Annotated in this window: 10 protein-coding genes and 1 pseudogene; 5 read left to right on the top strand and 6 right to left on the bottom strand. The window is 67.5% G+C overall.

The features are described from left to right. The first annotated feature begins 24 nt into the window (after nucleotides 1-24). The 3 genes from J7D54_RS01350 to J7D54_RS01340 are packed head-to-tail and all read left to right on the top strand — an operon-like array spanning nucleotide 25 to nucleotide 2338. The gene (locus J7D54_RS01350; protein WP_182762812.1) at nucleotides 25-852 is read left to right on the top strand and encodes a CPBP family intramembrane glutamic endopeptidase; all 828 of its coding nucleotides are present in this window, start codon (nucleotides 25-27) and stop codon (nucleotides 850-852) included. A gap of 50 nt (nucleotides 853-902) precedes the next feature. Next, entirely contained in the window at nucleotides 903-1973 is a 1071-nt protein-coding gene (locus J7D54_RS01345; protein ID WP_182762814.1) for a serine hydrolase domain-containing protein, read from the top strand. Nucleotides 1974-1975: 2 nt separating this feature from the next. Next, complete coding sequence (locus J7D54_RS01340; RefSeq protein ID WP_182762816.1) at nucleotides 1976-2338, top strand: hypothetical protein; 363 nt, start codon at nucleotides 1976-1978, stop codon at nucleotides 2336-2338. A gap of 220 nt (nucleotides 2339-2558) precedes the next feature. Here the strand turns inward: J7D54_RS01340 and J7D54_RS01335 are convergent, their stop codons facing one another. The 4 genes from J7D54_RS01335 to J7D54_RS01320 all read right to left on the bottom strand — a co-directional run bounded on the left by J7D54_RS01335 (nucleotide 2559) and on the right by J7D54_RS01320 (nucleotide 11913). Then, nucleotides 2559-2960: a type II toxin-antitoxin system VapC family toxin gene (locus J7D54_RS01335; RefSeq protein ID WP_182762818.1), complete on the bottom strand. Its 402-nt coding sequence runs from the start codon at nucleotides 2958-2960 to the stop codon at nucleotides 2559-2561. Continuing rightward, entirely contained in the window at nucleotides 2947-3177 is a 231-nt protein-coding gene (locus J7D54_RS01330) for a hypothetical protein (RefSeq protein WP_040283599.1), read from the bottom strand. The genes J7D54_RS01335 and J7D54_RS01330 overlap by 14 nt, the downstream gene beginning before the upstream one ends. 203 nt (nucleotides 3178-3380) lie before the next feature. Beyond that, nucleotides 3381-5594, bottom strand: coding sequence for a UvrD-helicase domain-containing protein (locus tag J7D54_RS01325; RefSeq protein ID WP_182762820.1), 2214 nt, complete (start codon nucleotides 5592-5594; stop codon nucleotides 3381-3383). Further along, on the bottom strand, nucleotides 5587-11913 hold the full coding sequence (locus tag J7D54_RS01320; protein WP_182762821.1) for a DEAD/DEAH box helicase: 6327 nt from the start codon (nucleotides 11911-11913) through the stop codon (nucleotides 5587-5589). The genes J7D54_RS01325 and J7D54_RS01320 overlap by 8 nt, the downstream gene beginning before the upstream one ends. A gap of 369 nt (nucleotides 11914-12282) precedes the next feature. On the opposite strand from J7D54_RS01320, the pseudogene J7D54_RS14405 reads away from it, so the two are divergent. Further along, nucleotides 12283-13023 (top strand): annotated as a pseudogene (locus J7D54_RS14405) (hypothetical protein); the annotation flags it as partial. A 177-nt stretch (nucleotides 13024-13200) separates the two neighbouring features. Then, entirely contained in the window at nucleotides 13201-13755 is a 555-nt protein-coding gene (locus J7D54_RS01315; protein WP_182762823.1) for a HEPN domain-containing protein, read from the top strand. 245 nt (nucleotides 13756-14000) lie between these two features. Here the strand turns inward: J7D54_RS01315 and J7D54_RS01310 are convergent, their stop codons facing one another. After that, the gene (locus tag J7D54_RS01310) at nucleotides 14001-14981 is read right to left on the bottom strand and encodes a reverse transcriptase family protein (protein ID WP_182762825.1); all 981 of its coding nucleotides are present in this window, start codon (nucleotides 14979-14981) and stop codon (nucleotides 14001-14003) included. 114 nt (nucleotides 14982-15095) lie between these two features. After that, entirely contained in the window at nucleotides 15096-15833 is a 738-nt protein-coding gene (locus tag J7D54_RS01305) for a hypothetical protein (RefSeq protein WP_182762827.1), read from the bottom strand. Nucleotides 15834-15841: the final 8 nt, after the last annotated feature.

The raw sequence follows: 15841 nt of genomic DNA, 5'->3' as shown, positions 1-15841 counted from the left end.
CAGCGGCAGGGCAGGTGATACCACTTGGTCGTCTCCGCCCTTAAGGAAGTGACTGTCATGAACAGGCTGCAGGAGACCCGTCCCATTTGGCACGCGGTCGCGTGGATAGCGATCTACGTGATTGCGGTCAACATCGGCGACTGGCTTTCAACGCTTGTCGGCGTTCCGAATTTGGGGGCCAGCGCGGTGCTGGTCCTGCTCGCGGTGTGGCTCGTGGTCCGCCTCCGCAAGCACGGTTGGCTGACGTACTACGGCGTCCGCCCCCTGCGCAGGCGCGATTTCAACGCGACGCTGCTATACATCCCGCTCCTGCTGATCGCGCTGATGCAGTTCACGAAGGGTTTTAGGGACGACCTCGACTTCACCACGGTGGCGCTGATCATCGTTCTCATGGTCGCTGTCGGTTTCCTTGAGGAACTGATCTTCCGCGGCATGTTGTTCCGCGGAATCCAACGCACCAGCACGTTGACGCGCGCGGTTGTGATCTCCGGCGTCACTTTCGGCATCGGGCACATCGTGAACCTCACCAGGGGAATGGCGCCGTTGGATCAGGCAATCCAGATCGCGTTCGGCGTCACCCTGGGAATCGTCCTGGCGCTGCTGTTCGCCGTTACCGGCACGATCGTTCCGCTCATCGCCTTCCACGCCCTCCTCAACATCAGCGGGAATCTGACCAGGGCGGATGCGCAGGCAGAACTGGTCATGCTCGCGGCGACCACGCTGGTCTGCGCCGGATACGCCGGGTACTTGATCACCGTGCTTCGACGACGTGGGCCCAGCCCCGAGATATCGCAACCCGCGCCTTCGGACACCGCGGCCGCTCCGCCGGCGCGAGCTTCGGCTCTCACCTGAGCGGGGCGGCGAGACGGGTGCGCACTTCCGAGGTCTCGAGGAGGGGTCTCTTGGCTGCCGGCGCCGGCGCCGGTGCGATGGCGCTGTTGGCGCTCGTTGGCCCGCGCCCGGTGGGAGCGGCCGCGGGCCGCACCGGTGATCCTGCGCTGCTCCGGCGCGTGGACCCCCATCTCCGGGGGCTCAATCGCGTGGCACTGGCCTATGTCGACGGGGATGCCACCCAGTTTGCGGGCATTGGCGCCGACCAGACCACCCCCTTCGGGATCGGCTCGGTGTCGAAGACCTTCTGTGGCGCAGTGCTGATGGACATGGTTGCCAAGGCCGAAGTGAGCCTTGACACCACCGTCGACGAGATCACCGACGCAAGCGGATCCGAGGTGGCCGACGTCACGCTGCGGGAGCTCGCCTCCCACACCTCGGGCCTCCCGGACTTCACGGCGAAAGCGGCCGGGAGCCAGAACACGTGGTTCGGGTTGCTCCACGCAGACGGCTTGCGGCAGGACGCGGCCGAGACCGTCGCCGACATCCTCCAGCAGGGCACGGAAGGACGGGGCAGCTACTCCTACTCCACTGCCGGCATCGCCCTGCTCGCCCACCTCCTGGCGGCGAAGGCCGCGACCACTTACGGCGAGCTGCTCACGGAACGCATCCTGGAGCCGTTCGCACTGACCGACACGCTGCTCCCCGCGACTGTGGCGGACCTGCCGGAGGGATGGACCAAGGGCCGGCTCGGCGGGCGACCCGCAGAGCCGTGGATCCTGGGGGGTCTGGGGCCGGGCGGCGGCATGTGGTCCACCTGCCAGGATCTTGCGTCCTGGCTGCGGCTGACGCGGGACGGCCGCCAACCAGGCTCCGCCGGGCTCGACCCTGTAGCCCCGGCGCCGATCCTGCCCTGGATGCCGGAGGCCCAGATGAGCATCACTTGGGTCCGGGCCTCCACTGCCGGAGGCGAGGAACTCATCTTCCACAACGGGCTCACCGGGTCGCACCATTCGTACGTGGGGTTCTGCCCCCGCACCGGGTGCGGCCTGGCCTACGTCGTCAATTCGGTGCCCACCGGTGCCCAGTTGCTCACCCTGCAGGGCGACCTCGTGAGCGCCCTACTGGACGAAGCGCACTAGCCATGAGCGAGACATTCGTCCTGGCACTGTCCGCCGCACTGGCCCTCGCTACCGTCGTCGGTACTGGATGGGCGATGTGGCGGATCACGCGGCACAATCCCAGCCGCCATCGCGCCCTCTCCTACGTGCTGTGGAGCGTCACTGGCACCACGCTCATCGGGGTGGTTCTTCCTGCCATCGTGATGGGAATGGTGGACCCCTTCCCCATCTGGATGGTCCAGGCGACGTTCACGTCGGCGACTGCGGCGGCCCTGGGCTGGCGGTGGCCAGCCCTGCCCCGTGAGCCGCGAGACCGGGCCTGGGTCGCCGTCGGCTCGGTGATCTTGGCCCTGGCGCTTGCGCTGGCCGGGGTCGCGGTCACCTAGCAGCAAACGGCCGTGCGAAGCCCGCCGCCTGCGTCGGCCCAGCGGAGAGGTCGCGCGCCAGCGCTACCCGAGCAAGATCGCCTGAAGCCCCAGCGGCGCGTGAGAGTACCGAAAGTCTGTGGGGCAGACTGGTTGAGGCGACGAACATATTGCCCGCAAGCGACGCGAAGTCGGGGGGAGTGGCTGCGGCAGATCCTCGACCTCTGCGGCAACCGTGACGTCAACCGTGGGCCTTGACGACCTCGATGGTGCAGCGTGGGTCGGTGGATCGTGCGAGGCGCCTGTCACCGGTGAGCAGGGGCGCCTGAAGTGCTTCGGCGAGGGCAACGTACGCGGCGTCGTAGATAGTGAGGTTGTCCCGCAGTTCCCAACAGCGAACCAGCAGCGAAGTGTGCTCGACGCGCTGGAGTGGCAGCTCCTGCAGGTCGTCAAGAGCAAGCCGGACCCGGCGCGGGTCCAGGTGGCCGCCGAGGGCCAGGCCGCGCCAAACCGAGGCCACTTCGAGGTCGACCAGCGCGGGTGCGGCGAGTCGTTCACCGCGCAGCCTGTCCCGCACTGTGTCACCGTCCTGGCCGTCGTCAAGCAGTGCGACGGCCAGGACGCTGGCGTCAATGACCAGCACGGTCGGACCGCAACGCGCTCACCGCGTCGGCGAGCGGCAGCGATCCGCCGGCGCGCCCGCCGGCCCTGGCCAACACCTCGTCCAACGTCGGCTGGGCGGCTTCGGCGATCAGCTTCGAGCGCAGGTACTCCTGAAGTGACTGGTGCGCCGCGCTAGCCCGCTGTCGCAGCACAGCATGCGTCTGGTCCGGCACGTCCTTGATCTGAATATTCGGCATGGAGCCATTATGGCGCCACGCACGCCTTGACGGAAGCGCGCCACTCTAGGCAGATCAGCTCTTTTCGCCACTGAGGTATCGACTGCGGCGGAGCGCGTTGCGCAGTGGCTATTGGTAGTGGGTCCGCATCCTCAGACGTGGACCCCGTGGCGACCAGGTATCGTCAGCGGCCCGGAATCCTCCTTCACCTGATCCGCTCAGGATCAGCTTGGCAGCAGCGACGACGGTGTGCCGCTGTACGTCACGACCAACTCGTCGCGGGCGCGCGACGCCGCGACGTACAGCAGCGAGCGTTCCCGAAGCTGCGCCTCGCTCAGTTCCTCGTCGTCGAAGTCGTAGGCCTTCAAACCCATCGGCATCGAGTCCTTGCTCAACCCGAACAGCAGCACCCGCGCGAACTCGGTGCCCTTGGCCCGGTGCATCGTCAGCGCCACCGGGTAACCGGGCTTCACCGTGCCGGCCTCCAGGGCCCGCACCTCGACGCCCCGCTCCCCCAGCCCGGCGACGACGCGGTCACGCGTCACCCGGTCGCGCACCAGCACCGCGACCGTCTCCGGCGCGACGTCACCACCGCCCACCCAGGACCCGAGGAGGTCCGCCGCGAAGTCCAACTCCGCCGTCAACGTCGGGAACGACCGCACCTCCGGTTTGGGCCCCGTGCGCGCCGACAGGTAGCCGGCCATGGTCTCGGCCTCGCCGTCGGAATCGACGATCTCCTGCCCGGTCAGCACGCCGACGGCCCACGCCAGGTTCTGCGCGGTGGTGCGGTAGTTGAGCTTCAGCCCCCGCGACCTGCCCTGCGTCCGGATCCCGTACGCCGAGAGCATCAGCTTCTGCCCGTAGATCCGCTGGTGGGCGTCCTCGGCGATGAAGACGTCGTTGGGCGCCTCTCCCGCCAGCGCCCGCACCAGCTGCCAGTGGCACGGCTTGAAGTCCTGCCCCTCGTCGACCAGCACGTGCCGCGCGGGCCGCTCCCCCGTCGCCTCAAGGTGGGCTGCCGCAATCGAGGCGGCCTCAGCGAAATCCAACGTGCCCGCCTCGCGGGCGGCGCCGCGGTAGGCCTCGACAACGGCCCACACCGCCTTGCGTCCGGCCCGCGACAGCCGCACCCCGCGCCCCGTCCGCGCCACCTTCAGGTAGTCCGCCAGCTGCGTGATGCGGTGCGGCAGGATCACCATCTCGTACTCGGCGGCCAGGAACGCGGGCTTGCGCAGCTTCTCGTCCAGGTCCTCACCGGCCCGCAGCACGGCTTGCCGCCAAGCGGCGTCGGCGTCGGTCCGGCCCCCGATGTCGGTGCGCCCCACCCCCAGCACGGCCGCGACAGCCTCGCTCACGTCCGCCCCCGCCGACTGCAGCACCGCCCGGGCCAGCGCGTCGATGCCCTTGACGTGGAGGCCGGGCGCGCCGAGGGCGTCGGCGAAGCGCAGGCCGGGGTCGAGGCGCTCGAGGCTCCGCGACAGCTCGGCGGCCAGGTTGGTGGTGAACGTGGTCACGACGATGGGCGCGTCCGGGTCCTCGACGGCGAGCCGCCGCGCCCGGTGGAGCACGACGACGGTCTTGCCGGTCCCGGCGCCGCCGGAGATCCGGTACGGGCCCTTCCAGTCGCCCCGCACCCAGGTGCGCTGCTGCGGGTGGAGGAAGACGCGCCAGGCGGAGAAGTCGCCGCCGGTGATGACCCGGCGGAGCTCGTCGGCGCCGGCGAGCTTGGCGAACCCCATCTGGGCGGTGGGGTGGTCGAAGCTGTCGAGGAGCTCCTGGTCGCTGACCGGCTCGGGCTCGACGAACCGAGTGGTGGCCTCCTCGTGGCTCATCGGCCGGTTCATGATCTCCAGCTCCTGCTGGATCTGAGTGATCGACTCGCCGTCGGCCAGGAGCAGCAGCGCGAGGCCCTGCCACTCGGGCAGCGTCTGCGCGAACGTCTGCAGCGCGTCCTTGCTGGTGAGCGCGACAGCCTGCTCCGAGGTGGCCGGCGGGATGCCGAGAGAGACGGTGAGGTCGGCGGCGCTGAAGGCGATCAACGGCTCGGGTCCTGCCGGTAGCGGCGGGACGGCCACCGGCGGTTCCCACGTGGGTGCCGATTCACTGGCCACTTCGTTGTACTCGGGCAGCCCGTTGATCGGGTTGATCGTCAGCTGCACCTTGGCGGCCGCCTTGTAGGCGTCGTCGTGGTTGTAGATGCCGTGCACCACATAGGCGGTCGAGGTGGGGGTGGTGAGCTTGAACAGCAACGCCCGGTACTGGATGTCGACTCGCCCCGTCCGGGCCCGCGAATCTGCAGCGTTGGCGATCGGCTCGATGTGCAATCCCGGCGCGCTGTCGTCCTGGGCGAGCTTTTCGAGGAAGGTGTAGGCCTTCTGCTTGATCGACGCGTCGAGCAGCTTGTCCTGCTTGGGGTAGATGATCACACTCTCAGCCACGGGGCTGCTCCTTCCATGCCGCCGCGATCACGGCCGCGTCGGGCGCGAGGATCCGCCACCCCTGCTGATCGGGCACCGGTTCGGCATCCAACCGCACCGCGATCCGCTCGTTGGTCCAGACGAGGTCGAAGGGAACGCCGTCGAGCTCGTAGCCCACCTCGGCGTCCGGCGCGGCCACCCCGGCCTCGCTGAGCGCGGCGATGAGCTCCAGCACCGACGCCGACTCCCCCGCCAGCTCCTCGACGATGGGCTGCCACTCGGCGCCGACCTCCACACCCCGATGGACGATGTCCACCACCGGGACGGTCGGGAGGGCAGCGGAGGATCGCGCCTCGAACGTGGCGATCGACGCGGGCAGCAGCGCCATGACGTTGGCCAGCCGCAGCCACTCGCGCCAGGCGTCCTTCGCGTCGGGAGTGGTGAGGTCGACGGTGTCGTCGAGCACCGCGGCCAGCCGCACGGAGCCTGGGGCCGGGACGCTCACCGCGACGGCGAGACTCCCGTGCCGCCAGACCCGGGTCTGCCCGCCCGACCCGGACAGCAGACCGACGGCCAGGTCCTCCACCGGCGCATCCGTAGGAGTGGCGCCGGAGGCGAACACCGAGAACGCGGCCGCCCGGGCGAAACGCTCCAGATTGTCGGGGTCTGGCTGCTGCATCCACCCGGCCAGGAACGCCAGCGGCCCACCGAGCAGCGCCTCCCGCGCCGCGGCGGTGTGCTGCATCGTCGGCTCGGCGTTCAGCTTCTGCACCAGCGACGCCTTGAACCACGACGGCGCAGTGGCGGCGTCGCCCGCCTCGTCGAGCGCCAAGTCCTGTGCGGTGATCGCGAGCACGAGCGTGCCGCTCTGGCGGAGGATGCGGCGCTTGGCGGCGTCGTCGGCGACGTTGTTGTGCTTGGGCGAGGCGTGGAACTGCCAACCGTCGGTGAAGATCGCGACGTCGGGCAGGCCCTCGCTGGACAGGACGAAGTCGGGCTTGGAGTTGGCCACGTGCACCTGCGGCCGGAGCCGGAAGGTGCGGCTGCCGAGCGAGACGGTGATGATGTTGCCGCCGGAGATGCTCGGGGTCTGCTTGACGGTGCCGCCCAGCTTCGCCGCCAGCCGCAGGAACGCGGCGCGGAACCGCTCCTCCAACCACGACTCCCCCGTCGGGTCCGGCGCCGGCGGTGCCTCCGTGATCTTCCACGACGGCACCAGCGGCGGCTCCCCGCCGTCGATCCCCAGCAGCGTCCGCAGGTGCCGCTCGGCGGCGACCCGGGAGGTGACCTCACGGTTGTACGGGGCGGCGAAGGGCAGCAGGCAGCGGTGGCAGGACAGGCGCCCCTCGTCGTCGCAGGCGCAGTCCTTGACCCGCTCCAGCGCGCCGGTCAGCACCTGCCACAGCTCGCGCGGATCGGCCAGCTCGGCCAGATAGCCCGTGCCGCCGGGGACGAGGTCGTGCAGGAGGAGCGCGTCGCGGTTGTCGAGCAGCGGGTCCTTGATGAAGGCGACGTCGAGGTGGTCGGGCGCGCCGCCGTAGTTCTCCCGCAGCCCGAGCAGGACGGCGGCGGTGAGGCTGGGCACGGCAAACACGTCGTCGCCGAACGCGATGCCCTGCGGCAGGGTGAGCACCACGCCCTCGGTGGTGAGCTTGCGGGTGAGCAGCACGGAGCGGGTGTGCTCCTCGTGGCTGTGGCGGTGCTTGCACCAGGGCCGGTGCTCGTCGCGCTTGTTGGCCAGTCCGGTGCGGTCGAGGTGGCCGCAGGCCTCGCAGATCCGGAACCGGGGCCCGGCGAGCCTGTTACCGGCGATGGTGATCTCGCCGGCGGTGTGGCGGCGGGGGCCGAGGTTGTACCAGCGGACGTTCATGCCCTTGAGGTACGCCACTCCCAGGCCGCCAGTGGTGTACCAGCGGTGCTGGACGGTCTGGGGGTCGACGTCGGCGGCGGTGACGATGGAGAAGCCGGCGCGGACGCGCTCGTCGTTGGAGTCGTCGATGCGCGACTCGTCGCGGCGCACGAGCGCGGAGACGCGGGTGAGCTCGATGGTCTCGAACCGCTGCCCGACGTCGTTGATGCCGGACTTCCCGCAGCGGGGGCAGGTGGTGGGGGTGTCGTCGCCCTCGTGGCTGTAGCCGCAGTGGGGGCAGAGCCGGACGGAGCGGATGGCGGAGCCGTCGTGGCCCACCTCGACCGCATCGATGTCGATCTGGTGGCCGCCGACGTAGAACGACGCACCGGGCGCGAAATCGCGCAGGGCGTTGGCGCTGGCGCGGGAGTAGTCGGCCGCCTCGGAGTGGTACTCGCCAGTGTCGGAGTCGATCCAGCTCATGGTGACGTCGAGCTGGACGGAGTCGTCGACCAGCGAGTAGTTGGGCAGCAGCCCAATCCGCTCCAGCGCGGAGATCCAGAAGTCGCCGTAGGCAGCGCCGATCTGGGCCTCCAGCATGCGCTGCTCGGCGCGGGCCTCCTTGAGGGCGCGGGCGTCGTCGTCGCTGTCCTGCTCGCGGGCCTCGAGGTCGGGCAGTTCGGCGACGAGCTGGTCGAGGCGGTCCTTGAGGTCCTGCTGCTCCGCATGCCAGCGCTGGGCGGCACGGCCGATGGTGGCCACCAGCCCGCTTGCCCCGTCGGGCCCGGGGGTGGCCCATGCGCGCAGTGCCTCGGCGGCATCGCCCCGGAGGGTGGCGGTGAGGTCGCCGTCGACGGCGAACGCGGCGAGGAAGCGGTCGACGGCGCCGGGCTGCCGGGAGGCCTCGACGAGCTGGTCGAGGAAGGTGTCCTTCCCACCGGTGGGTTGCGCGAGGGCGGTGCCGGTGGTGCGGGGGTGGATGGCGTCGGGGTCGCGGGCGAGGCTGTCGGCGAGGTGGGCGATGTACTGGCGGCGGAGGATCTCCTCGGCGCTGAGGTACGTGGCGGGCGGGGTGACGGCGCCGTTGATGAGGGAGAGCGGGTCGCCGAGGCGGGGCAGGAACTCGCCGCGACCCTGCACGAAGGCCAGGTCCAGCGCGTTGCCGGTGAGTCGGCCGGCGCGACCGACGCGCTGGACGTAGTTGCTGACGGTGCGGGGCAGGGAGGCGAGCATCACCGAGGAGAGGTCGCCGATGTCGATGCCCATCTCCAGCGTCGGGGTGGCCACCAGCACGTTGGGCGCGGTGGGGTCGTCGGCGCTGGACTTGAAGGCGTTCTCGTACTTGAGGCGCGTCGCTGTATCGAGGAGGCTGGTGTGTTCGCGGGCGACGACCCTCCGCACCTCGGATGAGCGGTAGAGGCGGCGGTAGTAGTTGTCCGCGTCGCCGGAGTGGGGGGCGAGAGTGCCGGCGCAGGTGGCGTGGAGGCAGGGGCCGCCGTCGAGCTCCGCGCCGGTGTCGAGGCTGACGGGGAACTCGCCGTGGCAGGTGGTGCAGCGCAGGGTGTGGCGGCCGGCGTCGACGTCCGAATCCTCGGTGGGCGCGACGACGACCCGCTCCGGCTCGATGGCGTAGACGGTGGCGCCGCTGCGGGTCTCGACGGCGTGGAGCAGCTGGTCCTTGGCGAGCTGGTCCAGCAGCGTGCGGGCGAGCACTCCCCCGGCGGCGCCATCCAGGCCCAGGCAGCGACGCGCCCACTGGGCGTACCAGGCCCGGGTGCCGGTGACCGGATCGAGCAGCGCCTTGTTCGGCTCGATCTTCGCGCCGCCCACCCGCGGGAAGGCGGGCGTGGAGCGGCCGGGCGGGAAGGGCGGCATGTACTTGGCGCGGCCCTTGCGGCTCCACAGGTGCCAGCGGTTGCCGTCCTCGGTGACGTACCGCTCCAGCCATGGGTGCCAGATGCCGCCCTGGGTGCGGATGCGTTCGACGACGCCGCGGGCCCAGGTGGTGAGCGTCCGGTCGTCCACCTCGTGGGGGAACAGCCCGGGGTCGAGTGAGTCGAGCGCCTTCCTGGCGGAGCGCAGGAGGTCGGCGCCGTCGATGGAGACGTGGGCGCTCATGGTGCCGGTGCGCTCCAGGGTGCGGCCGAAGCTACTGGTGAGGCCGAATTCGAGGGTGGCGGAGAACAGCAGCCGTTCCTGGGCGATGGCGATGAGCTTGGCGGGCGGGTTGTCCTTCTCCCAGAACGGCTTGAACTCCTCCTCGCGGGCGGTGAGGTTGGGGGCGAGCAGCCGGTAGCGCTTGAACTTGTCGTCTTTGGCCTGCTCGACGGCGTGCGCCACCAGAGCGGGCAGTGATCGCGGCGCGTCGCCGGCGGCGCGCAGCACGGAGCGCAGGGTGAGGGTGTGGGAGCGGGAGGAGACGAAGCCGGCGCGGTGGGCGGCGTCCTGGACGGAGTCGACGAAGACCAGCGACTTCTTCTCGGCCTCGTCGAGGGTGGCCTGGCCGAACATGTTGGACAGCGTCACCGACATCAGGGTGGCGATGGCGCTGCCGGTGAAGCGGATGGCGTCGGTCTGCCCGCAGCTGGGGCAGGTGTCCTTGGCGGAGTCGTCGTCGGCATCCTCGCCGATGTGGGTGACGACGCGCAGCACGCGGCCCTCGCGGACGGCGGTGGGATCAACGTCGCTGGGCGTGGTGGTGATCCGGCGCTCGCGTGGGTCGAACCAGGCCAACCCGGTCTCCGGTGGGGCGTCGGAATCGACATCCGCCGAGGCGTTGAGGAGGGGCCGGAACCGGCCCTCGCGGGTCACGTGGTGGCGGCGGATGTTCTCGTCGTTGGCAGCCAGTTGGTCGCCCACCGGGCCGAGCTCGACGCCCCAGCCGGAGCGGCCGCAGAACCGGCAGTGGACGGCGGGGAACGCGATGCCCCCGCCCTGGGTGGCGTCCTCGCTGGCGACCGGCGGACCGTCGTCGGCCCATCGGAAGCGGGCGGCCGAGTCGGCGTAGCGGTCGATACGGCTGAGTTCGCGCACCCAGAGGTGCGCCTCGGTGGACGGCATGGTCCGGTCCGGCCCGCCGCCCTTGCCGCGGGCCCGCAGGTGCCCGAGCGCCCCGTGGACGGCGATGACGAACCGACGGCGAACGTCCAGCGTCTCCGGGGTGCCACGGATCAGCCGGGCGAGCTCGGTGACGTGGGTGGCCTGAGCGGTGGCCGCGAGGAAGTCGCGGATGAACGCGCTGGACTTCGCGAGAGTCTGGAGGTCGGCTGTGTCTGGATCCTCATGGAGGGCGCTCAGGACGATCCGGCACAGCTTGGCGGGATCGGTGTCGTCGTCGATCTGCGCGACGACGTCGGCGGCCACCCGCTCGGTGACCTCCACTCCCCCGCCTTCTCCGCTGGCTGAGGTGCGAGCGCCAGCGAGCCTCGAAGCCTCAGAAACTGCCAGCGACCACTCATCCGGAGCCAACCACTGCTCCCCCACGACACAGCCGTCATCGAGCTTCTCCCCGAACACCCGAGTGGCGAAGTCGACGATGTCCATCGCACCGGACGGCGCATCCTCCCGCGGCCCGAGGGTCGCGGACGTCCCCACAGGAGTGATTCGCCCCAGCGGCCGACCCCACTCCTCCGCACTGTGAGTGTCGTCACCGCTTCCCTGTTCCGGCCAGTACGACTTCAGCGCCAGTCCCAAGCGACGCAGCAGCATCGCGACGTCCGTCCCCTGCGCCCCGTCGTAGGTGTGGAACTCGTCGAGCACCAGGTAGGTCAGCGACTCAGCCGACTTCTCCCACAGCTTCTGGTCGGCGGATCGCAGGAGGAGTTGGTCGAGCATCTTGTAGTTGGTGAGCAGGATGTCCGGCGGGTCGTCACGAATGATCGCCCGGTCAGTGATCAGACCGTTCTCGGTGACCTTGGTGGTGGGACCAGAGCGCTTCCCATCGGCGGAGACGGCGGCCTCGCCGGTGTAGAGGGCAGCGGTGATCGAACCGAGGGGCTGGTGGCCGTGCGCGTCGCGCTCGGTGATCAGGCGGGCGAGGCGCTGCGCCTGGTCGTTGGCCAGCGCGTTCATCGGGTAGAGGATGAGCGCCTTCATCCCGCCCACGCCCTGGCGGCGGGCGCGAAGGCAGCGGTCCAGGATCGGGTACAGGAACGCCTCGGTCTTGCCCGACCCCGTGCCCGTCGTGACCAGCGTCGGCTGGGGACGACCGTTCAGGCTGGACAGCCGACGGAAGGCCGTGGCCTGGTGACCGTAAGGGGCGAAGCCGGGCGGCATCCAGTCCAGCGGCGACGCCTCACGACGCGGCGCCGGACTGAACGGCATCCCCGTGCGCAGGTAAGGCCCCTTGAACATGCCCTCGGACTCGTCCGCAAGGAGCTCGTGAAGGGCCGCTCGCGCGTCGGCGTCCGCCAAGGCGAAGGTGGTGGTGAGGTAGTCGAGGAGCCCGTCGCGCAGCCGCATGGCCTGGCAGCCTGGCAGCAGTTCACTCACAATGATGTCCTCCCCCTCGGGCGCTGGGCCCCGACGACCCCAACCTATCCAAGAACGCATCCGCCAAATGGCCGTGACGACGCATCAGCCCCGCATGGCCATCTGGATGATGTGGGGCGCTCCTCTTCGGAAGGAACGACCACGGATCTCCGCGGGATTGAGTCCACGACTCCCTCGGGGGGCTCGTCCTCACCGCGGCAGGCCAACCGCAGTCGGGCACCGTGCTCCGTTCACTGTTTTCCAGAACAGCGCTCGAAACGATGGCCTCGGACCACACGAGGCCGACCCGCATCGGGCACACAACGACGAAGATCGTATAGCCGAACTCGGTCGGCGAGCTGGAGATTCGGGGATACTTGTCTCGTGCCGATGCCAAAGTTCCCGCTGGACCCCTCGCAGTCTGTGGGCCGTTTCTGGGTTGCAGGAGGTGGGGCAGAACAAACATCGAGCGGTGTCTGTCGGGTGGAGCCCGGACTCCTCGAACTGGAGGTGGTTGACCCGCTCACGGCCTGGATGGAACCAGTACCTGACACACCTGGCGAATCTATTCGCCGGGCAATGGAGCCTCTTGACCTGGTCATACAGGGCACCATTCCCTTCTCCCCTGAGAGAGTTACCTTCCTCGGAGCGCGTACCATCGAGCGCCGAGCTATCCGACTTCCGTTTGGAGATGGTCAGCCCGATGACCCTCAGCTCCACCGGCTTCGGGCTGATTGGTGCGTCGCCGGAACACATCTCCCATCAAGTGATTCGGCTTTCCACGCTGTCCGAGCGCGCTTCACACACTTGGAACTGTGGGCCCGATACACGGGGATCGATATGAGGCTGAATTCTTTACCGAAAAGAACGGTCACGCTACAGTTCGAGCCGCCGCCTGCTGTGTCCGTGCCCTTCCTTGTGTTCGAGGAGAACGCCTTGCTCCGTCTCGAGACGGTCGGGTCACTGCCTGCGCCTTCGGTTTGGGGCGGGCAAATCCACACACAAAATTGGCTGGTTCTTGAAGGGTTGTCCGGATGGACCCTAGAGGCCACTCTTGCGAAATTCGTTCGACCCATCCAAACGCTTCTTACCTTGATAGCCGGAGAGCAGTGTGGCGTCCTGCAATTGGAGGTCAAAGTTGATGGCGCCTGGTGCCCCGTGTTTGGGGGCCAGATAAGCGGTGCTGACCCGAGACCGACGGGAGAGACACTTCTTCTATGTCGAGGTGGATTGCCGCTCGAAAGGATGGCGGCTTGGTGTCAAACTGCCATCCGGCTCTCACCAGCTCCTAACGTTGTGGCGTCGGCCTTGGCTGGGGCCTTCGCGACGATCGACACTCAGGCCCTTGCGCTCACCACGACGGCCGAAGGTCTCGACCGCACCTTACATCCGAGCGCTTACAGATTCACCAAGGACGAGGTCGCGGAATCTGTAGCTGCCTTGAAAACTTCTGCGGTTCCTGAGAAGGTCCGTGATCAACTCATCGCGGCTCTGAACCTGTACCTCGCTGAAGACAGCTATCCGATGCGAATGAACCGGCTAGCCCGCGAAGTGGCCAAGGCTGCACCTGAGTGCGTGGGAGAACCGCGGAAGTGGAAAAGGATCATGACGGAACTCCGGGTTGGTCTCGCCCACGCCCTCAACGCATCACCGATGGATGCCGTCGTAGATTTGCCGAGGATTCGGGCCCAAGTGATCAACCTACAGTGGGCGCTCCGCCTGAGGATGCTCCAAGAAGCAGGCGTGCCGGATGAGGTCCTTCGGGCCGCCCTCGGTGAATCACCGAGTTATCAACGCGACCAGAGATTCTGGAGAACAAGCCTGGGAGAACTCTTTCCAGGCAAGGCGGGCGCCTCCATGTAACGAGGCTGGCCAACGATGTACTGGGCATCGAGCTCCAGAGCGGCTCAGCGAGCATCCCGGCTTCTCTAATCTAAGATCGTCCGTGCGCCGTGCGGACCACCTGCTCAGGCAAGACGTCGTTGCCGGTTATGCCGACTCGGGGTCTATTAGTGGTCGAGCCAACTCCTCGGTTGAACGCTGGTTGCAGCGTTGGTTGGGCCTAGTCTAGACAGGATGGTCAGGTGAGTGGTCACCCGCCCAGACCTTCAGAGGCCCAGTTCCCCGAGGAGTTCATCCCAGTCATCCCTGGGCGGACCCTTCAACTCTAATCCCATCGCACCAAAGGCCACGTGGAGGTCACTGTGCCCGAGGTCATTGACGATACTACGCACGACCTCGGGATTCACCTGGTTCACATGGCGGAGCCATCCTTCCAGTTGGCGCCCCGACGGCAGTGCGACCCGAGCCTCACAATCCGAGTACCCGAACTCGCCGATGTAGTGAAACCATGCTCTCAGTCTCCTTTTGATCCGCCGTGGCACGTGTGGCCTTGCAGCGTCCCCCACGTACAGGCCAGTGACGTACTGTGGTCCGCCGCGACGCATGAAGCGGGTCTTGCGAGGATTCAGCACCCAGCCCTGTCTTAACAGCACGGCATCCACCCGCGCGACAAGGCTGTCGTCAACATGTTGTCCTGAGAACGTTAAGTCATCGGCGTAACGCGAGTACCGAACGCGCTGCTCGCCTGCGAGCTCCTCAAGGGCTCTATCGGTCGCTTCGAAGACGACATTAGAGAGCATGGGGCTAGTACTGAAACCAGGCGGAGTCGAATCGTCCACGACGAGTATCGGAAGAAGTAATTGCACGAGATCCTCAGCCAATCCCTGACTCAGAAGCGCCGACTCCAGCCGCCTGCCATTGATGGCCCCGAAAAAGTCAACCAAGTCCACACAAACAACACACGCTTGCCCCAGGTGTTGCGAGGCGTTATCGACGATACTTCTCCCCGCCACATAGCCGAACACCATATCCGGTGCTTCATAAGGCAGAACGCACTCGAGTCGTATCCGCAGAAGCTTGAGCGCAGCTTTCAGCTCGACATCAGGGACCGCGATATCGCGGTAGCCACCATGACGCTTGCGAACTCTTCGCTTCGAGTATCTGGCTCCTGCCCTGATTTCGTCGCCGAGGGACCGGAGCTGCGGCTCAGTCAGTCCGATCGGCCGCAAGAACGCACGAATATCCATGTCGTTTCGCCATAGGCGAGGGGGCGCGTCGAAGCACGAAACCTCACTCAACGCACGCGACTCGCGTACCTAGGACGGCGCCCCCTCTCTCGTAGAGTATCTCAAGTCGACTCCTCAGGGAAGTCCACGTCGTATGATTGTGCCATCTTCAAGTGAGCGCACCATCGAGATTGATCGTCGAATCGCCTTCCAGTTCCGATACTCGTGATTCTTGGGATCCGTCGGCCGTCCGGCCGCGTTCCATCGATTGAAGATGTGCATTGCGTAGTCGGCGACCGCCAACGCGTGCGGCTTGCGCTTCTGGCCGACACTGGTGGTCAATGTGTAGCGGCCTGAGACGGACTTGGACGCCGATCCTACAATGGCAGCGAACTTGCTGTTTAGCGACTGATGTGTCTCAAATATCAGGTGCACTTCATCGGCAGATCTCACGCTCTGGAGCACCGTCCGTATCAGCTCGCGATAGAGCACCGCGAGGGTCTGCACCTCGCCAAGATCCGGCCGACGCTCACCCCGCGTGAACAGGATGCATATACGCAGCGGCATGAGACCTGCCAAGAGATCAACGAAGAACGTATACGCCTCTCTGGGATCCTCGGAGGCATGGAAGGAGTTTGACTTATGCAGTTCGAAACTCTCAAGATCGTCCAAGTAGTATAAGTCCCGCGTACGAGCATACAGTTCCGCGATCCGTCTTTCGGTCTCCTCATAAGTGGATTCGAAGAGGGCAGCGCCCACCATCAAATAGGGCGACGTGGATTCATCGAAGACCACAGTAACGCGTCGGGGCAGCGGCAGACTGAGCACTTGGATTTCCTCAGGAAGCGAATGCTGAGGTGTCTGTGCTCTCATTCCACATC

The sequence above is a fragment of the Tessaracoccus sp. MC1865 genome (genome assembly GCF_017815535.1).
Taxonomy (GTDB): Bacteria; Actinomycetota; Actinomycetes; order Propionibacteriales; family Propionibacteriaceae; genus Arachnia.
This window is presented reverse-complemented; position numbering and strand designations above follow the sequence as displayed.